Annotated in this window: 12 protein-coding genes; 8 read left to right on the top strand and 4 right to left on the bottom strand. The window is 60.1% G+C overall.

Going from position 1 to position 15111, the window contains the following annotated elements; all coding sequences use genetic code 11:
* Positions 1-13: 13 nt before the first annotated feature.
* The 3 genes from HX815_RS24610 to HX815_RS24600 all read left to right on the top strand — a co-directional run bounded on the left by HX815_RS24610 (position 14) and on the right by HX815_RS24600 (position 5790).
* Entirely contained in the window at positions 14-3580 is a 3567-nt protein-coding gene (locus tag HX815_RS24610) for a hypothetical protein (RefSeq protein WP_256351181.1), read from the top strand.
* Positions 3581-3796: 216 nt separating this feature from the next.
* Complete coding sequence (locus HX815_RS24605; RefSeq protein WP_003217574.1) at positions 3797-4156, top strand: response regulator; 360 nt, start codon at positions 3797-3799, stop codon at positions 4154-4156.
* Between the two features lie 233 nt (positions 4157-4389).
* On the top strand, positions 4390-5790 hold the full coding sequence (locus tag HX815_RS24600; protein WP_003217572.1) for a DUF1254 domain-containing protein: 1401 nt from the start codon (positions 4390-4392) through the stop codon (positions 5788-5790).
* A 30-nt stretch (positions 5791-5820) separates the two neighbouring features.
* Here the strand turns inward: HX815_RS24600 and HX815_RS24595 are convergent, their stop codons facing one another.
* Positions 5821-6492 carry a DUF3313 domain-containing protein gene (locus HX815_RS24595; protein WP_177029024.1) on the bottom strand — a complete coding sequence of 224 codons (672 nt, stop codon included), beginning with the start codon at positions 6490-6492 and terminating at the stop codon, positions 5821-5823.
* A 197-nt stretch (positions 6493-6689) separates the two neighbouring features.
* Here HX815_RS24595 and HX815_RS24590 point away from each other — a divergent pair, with 197 nt between their 5' ends.
* Positions 6690-8513: a serine hydrolase gene (locus HX815_RS24590; RefSeq protein ID WP_177029023.1), complete on the top strand. Its 1824-nt coding sequence runs from the start codon at positions 6690-6692 to the stop codon at positions 8511-8513.
* A gap of 6 nt (positions 8514-8519) precedes the next feature.
* Complete coding sequence (locus HX815_RS24585) at positions 8520-9323, top strand: MipA/OmpV family protein (RefSeq protein WP_177029022.1); 804 nt, start codon at positions 8520-8522, stop codon at positions 9321-9323.
* A gap of 135 nt (positions 9324-9458) precedes the next feature.
* Here HX815_RS24585 and HX815_RS24580 read toward each other — a convergent pair whose 3' ends face one another.
* Positions 9459-10736, bottom strand: coding sequence for an ATP-binding protein (locus tag HX815_RS24580; protein WP_177029021.1), 1278 nt, complete (start codon positions 10734-10736; stop codon positions 9459-9461).
* The gene (locus tag HX815_RS24575) at positions 10737-11444 is read right to left on the bottom strand and encodes a winged helix-turn-helix domain-containing protein (RefSeq protein WP_003217561.1); all 708 of its coding nucleotides are present in this window, start codon (positions 11442-11444) and stop codon (positions 10737-10739) included.
* Between the two features lie 246 nt (positions 11445-11690).
* Between HX815_RS24575 and HX815_RS24570 the strand changes: the two genes are divergently transcribed.
* Both HX815_RS24570 and HX815_RS24565 read left to right on the top strand, forming a co-directional pair.
* A complete protein-coding gene (locus HX815_RS24570; RefSeq protein WP_003217559.1) occupies positions 11691-12077 on the top strand; it encodes an ectoine synthase in 387 nt (128 codons plus the stop codon).
* Between the two features lie 31 nt (positions 12078-12108).
* A complete protein-coding gene (locus HX815_RS24565) occupies positions 12109-13308 on the top strand; it encodes an MFS transporter (RefSeq protein ID WP_177029020.1) in 1200 nt (399 codons plus the stop codon).
* On the opposite strand, the gene HX815_RS24560 is transcribed toward HX815_RS24565, so the two are convergent.
* Positions 13264-13866 (bottom strand): tRNA-(ms[2]io[6]A)-hydroxylase, encoded by a 603-nt coding sequence (locus tag HX815_RS24560; protein ID WP_008431008.1) that lies wholly within the window; start codon positions 13864-13866, stop codon positions 13264-13266. The genes HX815_RS24565 and HX815_RS24560 overlap by 45 nt on opposite strands.
* Positions 13867-14017: 151 nt before the next feature.
* Between HX815_RS24560 and HX815_RS24555 the strand changes: the two genes are divergently transcribed.
* On the top strand, positions 14018-14878 hold the full coding sequence (locus tag HX815_RS24555) for a universal stress protein (RefSeq protein WP_003217553.1): 861 nt from the start codon (positions 14018-14020) through the stop codon (positions 14876-14878).
* The last annotated feature ends 233 nt before the right edge of the window (positions 14879-15111 follow it).

Genomic DNA, 15111 nt, shown 5'->3' with positions numbered 1-15111 from the left:
CAGGTACCCACCGATGCAAAATGTCAGCAACCTCTCCGTGCAACAGCCTGCGCCCCAATTCTCTTCCTCCCCTGCTTCCGGGGCATCGTCCCTGAGCCCCCAGCCAGCCACGCCCCCTGCCGTTGCAGCAGCGCCAGCATCAGCCGCCAGCCGCTCCGATGTGCTGAAACAGCCCATGGCCGACCGGCAGAACTGGCAGAACCTGCTGGACGCCATCAACCTCGCAGCCCCGGCCCTGCAAGACTACGACACCGCCCCCTATGTACAGTCCGTCCTGAAGCTCACACAAATGGCCATTCATCCGGACTCGTCTCATCACAACACCCTGGACATGGGGACCAGGGTCAACCAAAGCCTGGAGGCATTCCTGAATGCCAACGGGGTGCCTCTGCCAACCTCCAAGGCCGAGTTGCTCAAGCTGAAACTGGAAGCGACCGTCAGGATCGCCGCCCACCCTTTCGGTGACCTGGGCGGTGCCTTGTCCTGGCCTGCACCGCTGGACCAGAACCAGCAAACTCAGTTGCGCCTGCTTGCGATGAACCACGCCCACCACCTCGGCGATCAGCCGCAAGTCACGCAGACAAAGAGCGTCCTGGACTTTCTCGCGTACCAGAATCCCATTCCTGTGGCCGCCTTGAACGACCCGGCGAAGATCCTCGAGTTTCTTTTAAGCTCGCCCGAAGGCCAACTGATGGGCCAGGCCCTGCAGCGCGGGCTCAATGGTATCGAGACCAAGAACAGCCATTACGACTACCTGCTGGCCGCCATCAGTGCACAGATGGATCCCGAGTCAGTCCAGGCGCCTCAACGGAACAAACTGGCCGGTTTCGACGTGGCCAGTGAAGAACATTGGGGCAAGCCGGCCTCTGCCATCGTCAACGGGCTGAGCGCACACCTGTCGAGCGAGGGCAGAACGAGCCCCGAGATGGCCCAGGCGGGTGCTTACGTATTGCTGGCAAGAACAGCCCCGGAGTTCCTGATCAAAGACATCCCGGCCAGCGTGACCTATGGCAGCCCGGCCTGGGTCAACCTGGCGGTTGCGGCGGCGTCGATTGAAGCGCAGTCGCCGGGCTCGGTACCGAACATGACTTTTGCCCAAGTGATGCTCAAGGCCGAAAGCGCTGCACTCGCCGAGCCCGCCGTGACCCAAAGCGCACAGAGGGCAGCGCTGATTGATTGGGCCGTGGCCAACGGCGTTATCAGCAAACAACCCGACGATGCCTACAGCCCCGACCAGCTGGAAGCGATACGCGTCGAGTTCACTCAACAGGTGGATGAACGCATGAAGGCCTCCACCCTGCTGGAGACCGATATCCCGAGCCGCAAGGCCATTGCACTGGCCCAGCTCAAAGAGCGATTTGGCGAGGATGTGCCGTTTGAAAAAAAGGCCCTGACGGTGAAGGACACCCGCCAACAACAGTTTGGCGTGCCGCTCTACGACCCAAACCGCGCACCTGCGGGCCTGCATTCGTTGCTGGACATCGCCATGAGTGGCTTGGGCGATTACACCTGGGAATCCAAGGATCCAGACATCACCCAGGCACTGGAAGGCCAGTCGCTCAAGTTCGACGTAAACGCGACATTTCAAAAGCAGTTTGAAGCGTCGATCAAGTCGTTGAACGACGGGGTTGCCACCACCGTAAAGCACCTGATCGCCAGCCTGCCGCTGGAAGATCGAAAAAACATCGAGCAGGGCAACCTCACTTTTTACCAGCCCTCTGTTTATCAATTGGGCCCAAACCTGGTCACCTCGCTTTTCAAACCGATTAAAAATGAGCTGCTGATACAGGTAGAGGGTGGCACAGAACCTGTTACCTATAGGCTGGACATAAAAAACGGCAGCATCAAAAAAGTAACGCCCCAGGATTTCTCTGCGAGTACCTGGGAACTGGCGATCGAGGAAAACAGAATAAAAAAATTCGACGCTTCAGAGGCCAGTGAGCCCGAGCGCTCAGCCAGTACAGACACGAACCCACTGCCTCCCAACAGCTTTGCCACCGCCCGTACCCAGTACATCGCGGAGGCATTTGTCGAAAACCTCGACCTGGGCAACGAGGATGTCGTCAAGCAAGCCAAAGGCGCCACGACCTACGACAAGCAAATGGAAACCGAGTTGAAGGTGACCCATTTCTTCCTCGACCTCATTCCCTTCAAGTCAGCGATTGCCAACTTTACCAAGGGTAATTACCTGGAGGGGGCGATTGACCTCCAGCTGGACCTGCTGGGCTTTGTCAGCCTGGGTTCGTCCAAAGCGGCACAGGCGGGCACAAAAGCCCTCAGTGCAGGCGCCAAGGCGCTGAATGTTGCCAAAAAGATCGGTGTCGCCACCATCGGCGCCTTGAACCCGGTGGGCGGCTTGGGCGATTTGCTTCTGGGAGGCGCAGGACTGATTAACCGGGGCGGCAAGTTTGTAGTCGAAAAAAGCATTAACGGGCTAAACAAACTCAAGGGGGCAGCCGGCAGCCATGACCTGTTGAAAGCCGCCGGCAAGGAACATGGCGTCGCGGCAATCGGCACCATCAAGCTGGCGGATCAAACCGTCGAAGCCTCCGCTGTATTGAACAAGGGCGAATGGTACGCGTACGACGCCCTCAAGAAACAACCCTATGGCCCACCGCTGAAGGGGTTCACGCCACAGACCGTGTCGGTCCAGGACAACGTTGAAAGCTTCTGGGAGTACTTTGTCGGAGGGCCGGCCACCAAGGCGCAAAACACACCCTCCAAGCAATTATCCAACTCATTCAAGGCTACGCAGGAACACGCCAGAACAACGAGCCACGATGCGTATATGCGTGGCTATAACAACGGGGTAGTGGATGACATCCCGGGCTACTCGGGCTCCATGGATATCGCAGAGCTCATGGAACTGGCACTTAAGCCGAATCGAAGCCCCGAAGAAATCGGCGCCCTGGCACAGTCAATAGGCAAAAAGCGATCAGAAGTCGGCCTTAAAAACTATGAGTTCTACAAAGCCGAAATTGAGCGCATCCCCGGCATCAAGCTTCGGGGCATGCCCCAGAATTTCTATTTGAGCCAGGTGGACACGGTGACCGGAGGCGAATGTGGCGTGTTAGCCAACGCAATGGCCTACGCCGTGTCCGTTGGAAAACAGGACGAGTACATCGACAAGCTTTTCATTGCAGCGGCAACCAAGGAAACCAACCCAAAATCGGCGAGGTTCATCAAGGACATGAGCGAAGCCCAGGATCACTTCAGAAAGCGACCGCACTCGGCTGAAGTCGTCACGCAAAAGTCCTATCAGGCCATCATCGATGACCTGGCCAACGCGACGACGTCCAAGACACTCATCATCGCCACGCCCGTCCACGCGATGACAGCGGGAGTGATCGTGGAAGGCGGCACGCGAAAATGGTTCTATTTCGACCCCAATTTCGGATTGGTCAATTTTCCGACCGAGGACGCCATGAAGAAAGGAATGAAGGAATCGCTGGCCAATAGTAAGACGCCGCTCATCCCGGGAGCGTTTGGGACGCCGACAAACCCGGAATATACGGTCAGCACATTCAAGGCAAGCGAGAACCAGAGCCGGGTACATGGGTTGGTGTACGGATCCCTTTAACCGATAAAACCGGCAGCTTGAGACCATGGCCGGGGCTTGCTGGTTGTTCCAGCAAGCCCCTGGCAAGTGAGTGGCGGTGATACGCGACATTTGTAGCCGTTACCGGCACAATGTTTTGCTTATCTGGGGAACTTGCCGGGACCGACAATACTCAGGATGAAAACGGTCTTCCCATCGCCCAAGACCTGCCCCTTCCACTGTTCGGGAACCTCCACTATGTCAGCCGCCCCCTCCACCATCCTTGTAGTCGAAGACGACGCCATCGTGCGCATGTTGATCGTCGATGTCCTCGAAGAGCTGGAGTACCAAGTGCTTGAAGCGGCCGATGCCGAAGAAGCCTTGAAAATAGTTCAAGACACCGACCAGACCATCGACCTGATGATGACCGACGTCGGCCTGCCGGACATGGACGGCAAGCAACTGGCCCTCAAGGCCCGTGAAATACGCCCCGCCCTGCCCATCCTGTTCGCCAGCGGTTATGCCGAAAATATCGATTCGCCAGCCGACATGCAGGTGATCGGCAAGCCGTTCTCGATTGATCAGTTGCGTGACAAGGTTAAGTCCATACTGCCTTGACTGCCCCCCGATGCCGCCTTTCACAGGCGGCACTTGATCTCGTTGATGTCAACTGATCGATAGATCTTTGCGTTGAACCTCACGTGCCAAAAGACTTCCCGAGCAACTGAGTGCAAACTCTGCCTGGCACGCAAAGGTTCAGCTAGTTGCGACTGTACGCGCCCACCGGAGCCTGCTTTTATAACAGCTGAAAACTCGACGACATCCGACTGACTCAGTAAGGACGCAACAACATGATTCGAACACCGACGCGCCTGCTGCTGGCGAGCCTCTCGATTTTCATGAGTACCGGCGCCTGGGCCGATTTCACCGCCACGCCGAGTGAAGCCCGGGCCATCGCCAAGGAAGCCTATCTTTATGGCTTCCCGGTGGTGGAGATGTACAAGACTCTCTACACCCAGGCTGTCGACAAGACCGGGGCGAACTTCAAGGCGCCGTTCAACCACATCGGGAACACCGCGCAGGCGATAACCCCTAAAGATACAGCGATCCCCACCCCCAACCCGGACACGCCCAACTCCTTTGTCTGGCTCGATCTGCGGGCCGAGCCCGTGGTGTTGACCCTGCCCAGGATCGAAGACAACCGCTACTACGCCGTGCAGTTGGTCGACCTCTATACGCAGAACTTCGGCTATCTGGGTACCCGCAGCACCGGTAACAACGGTGGCCACTACATGATTGCCGGCCCGGGCTGGAAAGGCCAGCAGCCAACCGATATCGACCGCGTCGTGTACAGCGAAAGCAACATCGCCTACGCCCTGTACCGCACTCAATTGTTCGATGAAAAGGACTTGGGCAAAGTCAGACAGATCCAGGGCGGCTATAAGGTCCAGACCCTGAGCAGCTACGTGAAGCAGCCCAAACCCATCAAGCCGCCGAAAATTGCCTGGCCCAAGCCTACGCCGAACATGAGCGACAGCGTGCATCTGTTCCGCTATCTGAACTTCATGCTGGCCTACGCAGCACCGCAGGACAGTGAGAAAGACGTGCTCGCGCGTTTTGCCAGGATCGGCGTCGAGGCGGGTAAACCGTTCGACCTCAAGGCCCTGACGGTTGAGCAACGCAAAGCGCTGGATGACGGCATCGCCGACGGCAAAGCCGAGTATGCAGCCTTCAAAAAAGACAAGATCGATACCCATCAAGTATCCAGTGCAGACCTGTTCGGCAATCGCGACCACCTTCAAAACAACTACCTGTACCGCTACGCTGGCGCCAACCTGCACCTGTTTGGCAACTCCGGCGATGAAACGGCCTACCTGCGCTACTCCGTGGACAGCGAGGGCAAACCCGCCAACGGCGCACGCCACAGCTACACCCTGCACTTCGCCAAGGACCAGTTGCCACCGACCGACGCATTCTGGTCACTGACCATGTACAACGCCAAGACCAATCTGCTGACCCCCAACCTGAAGAAGCGCTACGTGCTCACGTCGGGGATGTTGCCCAACTTCAAGCTCGACGCCGATGGCGGCCTGACGCTGTTGGTCGCGCACCACGAGCCACCGAAAGCGGAACAAAGCAACTGGCTGCCAGCACCACCCGGCCCGTTCTATGCCCTATTGCGCATTTACCTGCCCAAGCCTGAAGTGGGTAACGGGCAATGGAAGCAGCCACCGCTCACACCGATCAAATAGCACCCGCTCAAGTCGCGCACCGTTTGAGGCTTAGCCCTTTTTAAGCTTCAAAAACGATTGATGCAGGTCCGACGCCCAGCCGTCGATGACGCTTTTCACGTCATCGGCTTTCATCACCTGGGAGTCGTTTGCCAACGGTTTACCGGTGCCTTTGCGCACGACTTGGGCGACCACCTTGCCACTGGCACCGTCGAGGAATTGGGCTTCGGTGCCCAAGGTGGTTTCCTGGTCACGAATCCCGGCGCCCGTGCTGACCGTGGCGACCACCAGGGCGACAGGAATGTACTCATAGGGCTTGAGACTTTCGGTCTTGCTGCTGACGGCAGTGATCGCCGCGCGCACCACGATCACGCCCGGGCCTGGTCCGTCGGCCAGCGGCAAGGACTTTTCCAGTTCGCGCTTGAGCGCCTGGCTGTAGTAGGTGCTGATGCCCTGCAAGGTGCTTTCAGGGATCTTGGTGCTGGCTTGCGGCTTGGGGTAGAACTGAGTGGGCTCGATGTACACCGCGTTATAACGGCTCAGACTCAGGTTGGGGTCCACCCAACGCATCACCTGCGCGCCCGATGGCGACTTGGCTTCCTTGAGGTTGCTGTAGTCTGAGAGAAACCCGGAGTATTCGTCCGGCTGCGTCACCTTGCTGGAACACCCCATCACCCCGATCGTGGCAATACACACGGTGCTGATCATTATTCCCAGTTTCATCGCGAGACTCCTTGGCTGACGTTGAGGAAGCGTTGAGCATTAGGTATAGCTGATGCTGGAGCTGCGGCAATGGAGCAAACCCGCTAGGGGCGGCCTGTATTAACAGTCTTTGACAGTTTCCCGACAAAGCTCACAAAGACTCATCGACGGCCCGCCCCTAGCATTCGAGCATCCAAACCACCCCTCGGGTGCTCATCATGTTTCGCACATTGCGCAGTATTCCGCTGCTGGGTTGCCTGCTGGGCAGCCTCGGCTGCCACGGCCAGCCGCCGGCCCCGCCGCCCATTCCCAAGGGCGACTACAGCGCAATTATCCGCTACCTGCAAAAACGCATTCCCAGCGAAATGGCCAGGCAAAACATACCCGGCCTGTCCATCGCCCTGGTCAACGGCCAGGAACTGATCTGGGCCCAGGGCTTTGGCCTGGCCGACAAGGCCCTGGGCAAACCCGTCACCCCCAACACCGCGTTCCGCGCCGGCGCCCTCTCCAAACTGCTGACCGCCACCGCCGCCCTGCAACTGGTGGAGCAACAGCGCCTGGCCCTCGACGCCCCGATCCAGGACACGCTGCGGGAGTTCTACGTACGCTCGCGCTTTCATTCCGACCAGGCTGCCGCCGACCGCGACATCACCCTGCGCCGCCTGCTCAGCCACCAGTCCGGCCTGCCCAGCGAACACCTGCGGGACGTGCGCAACACCTTCGCCATGGGCCAGATGCCGATGCGTATTTCAGGGGTTTGGCTGAGCACGCCACCGGGGACCCAGGTGGCCTATTCCAACCTCGGCTACGCCCTGGTCGGCGCCGCCATCGAACGCAGCAGTCGGCAGGATTTCGAAACCCGACTGCAAAGCAGCCTGCTCAAGCCCCTGGAGATGAACCAGTCGAGCTTCGTCGGCACCGGCGCGCAACCGGGCTTTCGCGCCCGGGGTTATGCAGACGGCACCGTCAGCGCCGACGCCCAGGTGCGCGACCTTGCGGCCGGTGGCCTGTGGAGCAGCCCCAAGGACCTCAGCCACTACGTGCGCATGCTCTTCGCCCGGGGCCTCTATAAAGACAGACAGGTACTGGGCAGCCAGTCGATTGACGAGATGTTCAGCCAGCAAAACACCGGCAACGCCCTGGACTTCGACTGCCAGATGGGCCTGGGGTGGTTTCTCGCCCCTTGCGGCGATGAGCCGGTGGGCCCCGGCATTCGCACCTTCCAGCACAGCGGTGGCGGAGATGATTTCGCGGCGCAACTGACGATGCTGCCGGACCAGCAACTGGCCGTGATCGTGATGGCCAACGACAGCAACGCCGAAGAGATGGTGGCGTCCCTGACCACCGACACCCTGCGCCTGATGCTTCAGGCCCAGACCGGCGACCCGGTGTGTTCCGACGACTGCCAACAGCCGGCCCACGGCCTGAAGATTCGCCAGGTGCCCGCCGCCATCGACCGCAAGCGCCTGGCCGGTTTCTATGCCACGGCCTGGGGCATTTTCCGTATCAAGGACGAAAACGGCCAGCTGTATGGCGAGTTGGCCGACACCCGTTTCGAACTGCTGCGCGACGGCCAGGGCTGGCTGCGGGCACAACAGAAATTCCTCGGCTTCTGGCTCAAGGACCTCGGCGAACTGGGCCGTGTGCAGCTGGATGTGGTAACGGTGCAAGGGCGCCAGATGCTCACCGCCCGCAGCCACGGCCAACGCGTCCCGGTGGGCGAACGCATCGAACAGACCCCGCTGAGCAATGCCTGGGCCGACACCATCGGTACCTATCAAGTGCTCAACACCCATGAGCCCGACGCGCCCCTGAGCGGCATCAGCGTGCGCCTGGAGAACGGCTTCCTGGTGATCCGCGGCCAACTGCACGACGAGCCGCTGACCGACTACATCCTGCTGCCCGTGGACAACGCCCACGCGGTGCTGGCCGGCAACGGCTATGGCCTGGGCGATACCGTGAGTCGCCAGGTCAACGGCCTGAGCGCCTCCGGCTACCACTTCAAACGTACCGATTCTCCCCACAACCCCTTGAGTCTCTGACCTCACATGAAGACCATCATGCGTTCAAAACACCTCTGCCTGTCCCTGACGTCGCTGTGCTTGCTTGCAAGCGCCGACACCCTGCTGGCCGACGACTGGGAATACACCCTCAAGGCCGGCGTGGCCAACCTGCCCCGCTACAGCGGCAGCGACGAGCGAGTCACCGCGCCGGTGCTGGGGGCGGCCATCGTCGGCCCGTGGGGGATTTTCCTCGACACCGACAAGGGCCTGGGCTGGGGTTATGACGGCGGCGGTGCGAGCTTCAGCGCCTACGTCGGCGCCAGCGGCTCACGCAAGGACGAAAGCAAGACCGGGCGCCCGGGCTCGAAGAAACTCAAGGGCATGGGCGAGATCAAGACTCGCCCCCAGGTGGGTGTCAGTGGCAGCTATAACCTGGGCGGAGTGATTCTCGGCGCAACCCTGGAGCATGCGCTTGAGGAAGATGATCACAAGGATTCCGGCAAGGCGTTCACCCACCTGGAGCTGAGCCTGGGCACCAACCTGTACGACGGCGACTACGGTTCGCTGGATGCCAGCCTCAGCAGCCATTTTGGCGACAGCAACTACCTGCAGACCTGGTACGGCGTGACCACCGGCCAGGCCGCACAGAGTCGCTTCAAGGCCTACAAGGCCAGCGGCGGCAACATCAGCAACGGGATGAATCTGGTGTGGAGCTTGCCGATCAGCGAGCACACACAGTTTTCGACGCTGTTGGATGTGCAGTACCTGGCAGACAAGGCCGGGCAAAGCCCGATTGTGGAGAGACGCTTGCAGACGTCGGTGATGGGGATGGTCGAATACACGTTCTAACTTTGGTAACCCAATCAAAATGTGGGAGCTGGCTTGCTCGCGAAGGCGGTGTTTCAGTCAATGTATCCGGCGACTGATTCACCGCCTTCGCGAGCAAGCCCGCTCCCACATTTGATCTCCATGGCTCCTGGATGATTACTCGGCATACGCCCAGGTCATCCGAAACGATGCCCCGCCCCACTCCGAATCCAGCACTTCAACCTGCCCGCCATGCCATTGGCACACCCGCCGCACCAGCGCCAGGCCGAGGCCGAAGCCACCGGTGCGGCGGTCACGGCTGGCGTCCAGGCGCAGGAATGGCTCGAAAATCTTCCCTCGCCCTTCCACCGGCACACCGGGCCCGTCGTCATTGACCCGTACTTCATAGCCGGTGCCAAACTTCACCAGCGACACTTCCACGCGCCGGTCGGCGTAGCGAATTGCATTGCGCAACAGGTTGATCACCGCCCGTGCCATAAAGCGCGGCTCGATACGGATGTAATCGACTTCACAGGTGCGCAGCAGCAACTGCACGCCTGCCGCCTCGGCCTCCAGGGCGACGCTGCCGATCACACTGTCGAGCCAGCTGTGGGCCTCGATGCTTTCCCGGGTGATCTGCGTGGCGCCGCGTTCCAGGCTGGCGTAGGTCAACAGTTCCGAGACCATTTCTTCCAGCTCGCCGAGGTCGGCATACATGTCGGCGATCAGTGCGCGGCTCTCTCGTGGATCGGCCTGTTGCTTGAGCTGGTCGAGCTCAAACGACAGCCGCGCAATCGGCGTACGCAGCTCGTGGGACACGGCGTTGGTCAACTCGCGCTGGTTGGCGATCAGGCTTTCAATGCGCTCGGCCATCTGGTTGAAGTGCCCCGCCAACTCGCGCACGGTAGAACGGCGCGGCAGCAGGATGCGCGAGCCGAGATTGTTGTCACCGAAACGTTGCGCGGCCAGGCGGATATGCTCCAGGTCACGCCAATGGGGCCGAACCCAGAAGTACAGGACAATCGCCAGGCACAGGCCGAGAAAGCCATAGGCCCACATGTACAGCCACTTGGGCTCTTCCGGCAGTTTGATTTCCAGCAGTTGGTGGCCGCCGTCGATGTTGGAGATGAACTCCATGAAATCCCCACGCACCACCAACTCGCCACTGGCCAGCAATTGCTGTTCACGCTCGGTAAGTTTCAGCGTGTCCCGCTGCACCAGCGCCAGGCGCAGCCCATAGTGAGGTTGCAACTCGGCCAGGCGGGCGGCGCGCGCTTCCCCCGTCACCGGCCGCAATTGTTCCACCAGCCCATACGCCGGGCCGCGCAGGGCTTCGCGGTTGTAGGTTTCGTTGGCCTCCGGCAACAGCTCATCGAAGGTGTAGTTCACCAGCCAGATCGCCCCGGCCAAGCCAATGGCCAGGATGATATACAGACGCAGAAACAGCCTTAACATCTAGACCTCCCAGGCGAACGGATTGAACAGGTAGCCCTTGCCCCAGATGGTCTTGATGCACACCGGCTCCCGGGGGTTGTCATTGAGCTTGCCGCGCAGCTTGCTGATGTACACGTCGACGCTGCGGTTGAGCCCGTCAAAGGCAATACCGCGCATGCGGTTGAGGATGTCATCGCGGGAGAGGATTTTCCCGGCGGCGCTGGCCAGCAACCACAGCAGTTCGAATTCCATGGTGGTCAGGTCGATCTTCTCCCCGCCCAGGCTCACCACCCGGCAACTGCGGTCGATGGCCAGGCGGCCGAACTCAAGGGCGCCGCGCACCGTGGGTTCCGGCGCCTGGCGACGTTGCAGGGCGCGCAGGCGAGCCAGCAGCACAGGCGGCTTGATCGGCTTGATCACATAATCATCGGCGCCGGACTCCAGGCCGAGGATGTGGTCGAGGTCGTCTTCCTTGGCGGTGAGGATCACGATGGGCGTGTCGGACACGTTGCGAATTTCACGGCACACATGCAGGCCGCTCTGGCCGGGCAGCATCAGGTCGAGCACGACGATCTTCGGCTTGAACTCCAGGAACGCCGCCAGCGCCAGATCGCCGCGGTGCACGGCCAGCACCTCGAAGCCATGCTGGGACAGGAAATGGGCGATCAGCCCTGCCAGCTTCTCATCGTCCTCCACGAGCAAGACCTTGCCGAGACCCAAGTTATCCATAAATTTCCAGTGCACGCGCGGATTGAAGTGTGCGCATTATAGGTGGCAAGCCGGCAGACTAAAGCAGCTGGCCATCACTGGCCGACGAAGCTTCATGCTTTTAAGAGTTTTTAACAGTTTCACCGCAGTCTTTAACTCGGTACCGTCCGCCAGATGCGCCCCACACGCTTTTCGGAAGTGTCGCTGATGACAACACCACAAACACAAGAGAATCATGGCCCTCTACCTACATAGCGGGAGAAAACCATGTTCGTTCGTCACAAATCAGACATAGAAAACACCGCGCACTTTGTCGAATGGGGCGCTGGCACCAGCCATCGGTTGCTGACGGAAAAGGACGGGATGGGTTATACCGTCTGCCACACCGTCGTGCGTGCCGGCACCGAGTCACTGCTGCAATACCGTAATCACCTGGAGGCTTGCTACTGCATCGCCGGTGAGGGTGAAGTCGAAGATATGGACGGTAACGTCTACCCGATCCGCCCCGGTGATATTTATGCGCTGGACCAACACGACTGCCATTATCTAAGAGGCGGAAAGGAGCAGGACCTGGTGCTGGTCAGCGTATTCAACCCGCCGCTCAAGGGCGACGAGCGCCACAATCTCACGGATAAATCCGGCTCCGGCTACTGACGACAATTTGACTCACGGACACGAGCACACCATGCGCAAGGATTACCTGGCTTTCTTCATTTCGTTGTTTCTGTCACGCCTGGCCGACCAGATTCTGTTGTTCATCGTGCCGCTGATCGTGTTCCAGACCACCAACAGTGTGTCCTGGGCGGGCCTGGCGTTTTTTGTCGAATCCTTGCCGCGGTACCTGTCGTTCCCGGTGTGCGGGGCGTTGTGCGACAAATATCCCGCCGTGCGCGTCCTGCATATCAGCCAGGTGTACCGGGCGCTGGCGTGTGTGGCGGCGGTGCTGCTGTATGGAATGTTCGACGGGATTTACTGGATTGTCATGCTTTCGGCGCTGTGCGGCGTGTTGACCACCCAGGGCATCATGGCCCGGGAAGTGCTGCTGCCGCATATCTTCAAGCGTTACACCTACGCCAAGACCTTGTCCTACTCGCAGATTGCCGACCAGACCGGGCTGGTGCTGGGCCCACTGGTGGCCGCGCTGATGTTGGGCGTCTGGGCCTGGCACTGGGTCGTGCTGGGGGTTGCCGGGCTGTTCCTGCTGGCGGACCTGGCGATGCGCATCTGGCAACGCCACACCACGGTCAATCTTGAAACCTTCGAGCAGCACAACGACATCTGGCTGCAGCCGTTGCGCGTTGCCTTCGGGCATATCCGCGACCTGCCGGAGCTGAAAAGGATTATCGCCCTGGCGGTGGGTGTGAACCTGATCATCGGCGTCACCCTCGCCACTTCCGCCGCGATGGTCATTGGCCAATACGCCGCCGGCAAGGACACCTACGCCGGGTTGCAGGCGGCCGGCGCGCTGGTGACCATCGCCATCCTGTTTTTCCTGGCGCGCGCGTCCCTGCCGCTCAAGGTGCTGGGCGGTTTGTCGTATTCGATGATTGCCGTGGGAGCGTTGATCACGGCCATCAGCCCGAATGTGTGGGCTTATGCCGTGGGTTTCCTGCTGCTGACCGGTTTCGACAAGATGTTCAACGTGTACATCCGCAGCGTCCGACAACGGGTAATCCCGGCCCGGGACTTTGGCAAGACGGTGGGCGTGCTGACCTTGCTCAACAACCTCTCGCAGCCGCTGGCCGGGTTGCTGATCGCACTGCTGGCGGCGCCGCTGGGGACGCAGGCGGTGATCCTGATACTCGCCGGGATCACCGCGTTGCTCGGTGCAGCGGTTGCGTCAGGCTGGCACGCCGCTGTGAAAGCGGAACTCGACGTCCGGTGACTCGATCAGTTCCTGCTCGGCGGCGCGTACACGGTCGATGACCTGGGCGATGTCCTTGGCGTCGCCGTACTGGTAAGCCAGTTTCAGGTAACCCTGGAAATGCCGGGCCTCGCTTTTCAGCAGGCCGAAATAGAACTTGCCGAGTTCTTCGTCCAAATGCGGCACCAGCGCTTCGAAACGCTCGCAACTGCGGGCTTCGATAAACGCGCCGACCACCAGGGTATCCACCAGTTTGACCGGTTCATGGCTGCGCACCACCTTGCGCAAACCCGAAGCGTAGCGGCCGGCGGACAGTTGGCGCAGCTCGATCTTGCGCTTCTTCATCAGGCGCATGACTTGCTCGTGGTGCACCAGTTCTTCCCGGGCCAGGCGTGACATCAGGTTGATCAGGTCGACGTGGGAATGGTACTTGGCGATCAGGCTCAAGGCGGTGCTGGCGGCCTTGAATTCACAGTTCTTGTGGTCGATCAGCAGGGTTTCCTGGTCGGCCAACGCGGCCTGGACCCAGCCGTCGGGGGTGCGGCAACCGAGGAATTCGTGGATTTCTGGCAGGTTCATCGGGCTCACGGGCAAAGATTCACAAAAGGCCGGCGATTATACCGACCGCGCCGCAGACCGCCAGCTACCGGGCTTGATGTGCATCAACATGACGTGTGCCGGGCAGCAACTATAGTTGTTCCACGCCCACCCTTTTTTGGAGAACCCGACCATGCAAGCCATACGCAGCATCCTGGTGGTCATCGAGCCTGAGCATTCGGAAAGCCTGGCCCTCAAGCGCGCCAAGCTGATTGCCGGCGTCACCGGGGCACATTTGCATTTGTTGGTGTGTGACAAGAAGCACGAGCATTCTGCGATGTTGAGCCTGCTGAAGGCCGGTTTGCAGGAGGATGGCTACAGCGTCACGACTGAACAGGCGTGGAATGACAGCCTGCATGAAACCATCATCGACGTGCAGCAGGCAGAGGGGTGTGGGTTGGTGGTCAAGCAGCATTTCGCTGACAGCCCGCTGAAAAAGGCACTGTTGACGCCTGCCGACTGGAAGTTGATGCGCTACTGCCCGACTCCGGTGCTGCTGGTGAAGACGTCCAGGCCTTGGGCTGGCGGGGTGATTTTGGCGGCCATCGATGTGGGCAATTCTGATGCCGAGCATCAGGCATTGCATAACGCGATCATTGATCATGGGTTTGATATCGCGAGTTTGGCCAAGGCGCAGTTGCATGTGATCAGTGCGCATCCGTCGCCGATGCTCTCGGCGGCGGATCCGGTGTTTCAGCTCAAGGAGACGATCGAGGCACGCTATCGTGAGCAGTGCAAGGCGTTCCAGGCGGAGTTTGATATTGACGACACTCATCTGCATATCGAGGAAGGGCCGGCGGATGTGTTGATTCCTCACGCGGCGCACAAGTGGCAGGCGGCGGTGACCATCATTGGTACGGTGGCGCGCACCGGGATTTCCGGGGCGTTGATCGGGAATACGGCGGAGGTAGTGCTGGATGCGGTGGACAGTGATGTGTTGGTGCTTAAGCCGCAGGAGTTGATGGATCATCTGGAAGAGCTGGCTAATGGGTGATGCTTCTTTTTGGGGGCATATCCGTTTTTGGGTGATGGCTTGTATTGGTTCCGCTCTTACAGCGGGTCACTTTTGAAAGGAGCCCAAAAGTAAGCAAAACGCTCTTGCCCCACCACTCGGCACCTCGCCTAGGCTCGGTGTGCCCTCACTCCGGCTTTGGACCGTGGGCCGCCGTCATGGGCCATCCTTGGCCCAGGACGGCTAACCCGGCGTCCTGCCGGGTTACCCACGCT

It is taken from the genome of Pseudomonas sp. E6002, assembly GCF_013385565.1.
Classification (GTDB): domain Bacteria; phylum Pseudomonadota; class Gammaproteobacteria; order Pseudomonadales; family Pseudomonadaceae; genus Aquipseudomonas.
Note: the sequence above shows the minus strand (reverse complement) of the source record. Positions and strands in the feature narration are given on the sequence as shown.